The sequence below is a fragment of the Burkholderia sp. Bp8963 genome (assembly GCF_003854275.1).
In the GTDB taxonomy this organism is placed as follows: Bacteria; Pseudomonadota; Gammaproteobacteria; order Burkholderiales; family Burkholderiaceae; genus Burkholderia.
Genome location: NZ_QTQP01000169.1, coordinates 1 through 824, shown reverse-complemented (window position 1 = coordinate 824; position 824 = coordinate 1). Strand labels below are relative to the sequence as shown.

Below are 824 nucleotides of genomic sequence, written 5' to 3'. Positions count from 1 at the left end.
TCGCTGTCGACGGGCTTGAATACGACCAATAGCACCGTGACGAGCCTGTCGACGTCGGCCGCAGCCGGCATCAGCACGGCGCAGAGCGGCGTGGGTTCGTTGTCGACGAGCTTGACCACCACCAACAGCAGCCTCGGCGCACTGTCGACGCTGGAATCGAACGATGTGGTTTCATTGTCGACTGGCTTGAATACGACCAATAGCACCGTGACGAGCCTGTCGACCTCGGCCGCAGCCGGCATCAGCACGGCACAAAGCGGTGTGGGCTCGCTGTCGACCAGCCTGACCACCACCAACAGCAGCCTCGGTGCACTGTCGACGCTGGAATCGAGCGATGTGGTTTCGCTGTCGACCGGCTTGAATACGACCAACAGCACCGTGACGAGCCTGTCGACCTCGGCGGCAGCCGGCATCAGCACCGCACAAAGCGGCGTGGGGTCGCTGTCGACCGGCCTGAACACGACCAACAGCACCGTAACAAGCCTGTCGACGTCGGCGGCGGCCGGGATCAGCACGGCACAAAGCGGCGTGGTTTCACTGTCGACGGGCTTGAACACGACCAACAGCACCGTGACGAGCCTGTCGACCTCAGCGGCGGCCGGGATCAGCACGGCGCAAAGCGGTGTGGGCTCGCTGTCGACCAGCCTGACCACCACCAACAGCAGCCTCGGCGCACTGTCGACGCTGGAATCGAGCGATGTGGTTTCGCTGTCGACGGGCTTGAATACGACCAATAGCACCGTGACGAGCCTGTCGACGTCGGCCGCAGCCGGCATCAGCACGGCGCAGAGCGGCGTGGGTTCGTTGTCGACGAGCTTGACCAC

2 protein-coding genes are annotated in these 824 nt (G+C 64.1%); one reads left to right on the top strand and one right to left on the bottom strand.

Going from position 1 to position 824, the window contains the following annotated elements; translation table 11 throughout:
• Positions 1–611: hypothetical protein (locus tag DID96_RS39495; protein ID WP_221624646.1), on the bottom strand; the 611-nt coding region annotated here is incomplete at its 3' end.
• Positions 612–624: 13 nt separating this feature from the next.
• Between DID96_RS39495 and DID96_RS39490 the strand changes: the two genes are divergently transcribed.
• A partial coding sequence (locus DID96_RS39490; protein ID WP_221624645.1) for a hypothetical protein occupies positions 625–824 on the top strand: 200 nt, incomplete at its 3' end.